Origin of the sequence: Sphingomonas sp. 10B4 (assembly GCF_035019905.1) — a bacterium.
GTDB lineage: Bacteria > Pseudomonadota > Alphaproteobacteria > Sphingomonadales > Sphingomonadaceae > Sphingomonas > Sphingomonas glacialis.
Window position 1 is genome coordinate 1 of the sequence record NZ_JASJVC010000248.1, and the last position, 302, is coordinate 302.

Annotated in this window: 1 protein-coding gene; it reads right to left on the bottom strand. The window is 48.3% G+C overall.

Annotation, left to right across the window (positions count from 1 at the left end):
- A partial coding sequence (locus tag QN347_RS19685) for a hypothetical protein (protein WP_323494378.1) occupies positions 1-302 on the bottom strand: 302 nt, incomplete at both ends.

The following is a 302-nucleotide window of genomic DNA, read 5'->3' on the forward strand; positions in this document are numbered from 1 at the left end:
CAATAGTGGCATGACAAAAAAGGGATAGCCAGCTCCTTTGCCAAAATCTCGTTCGATGTCGTTTAGATTCGTTTCAAAGCGATGTGCGAAGTCTTCCGCTGATTCGCCGGTTCGGTAGCCGATGATGCCTTTACTTTGTCCGGTACCATTTGGTTTGAAAAGTGGCTTTAAGCCCAAGGCAAGAAATTCTTTCAGCGCAGTCGATACACCGGCTATGCCCTCAGATTCGCTAACTGCTCTGAAATAGCTCAGGCGGAGTGTGGCGAGTTCATCGTCCGAAAGCTGTGTTCTGAGTGTAGGAT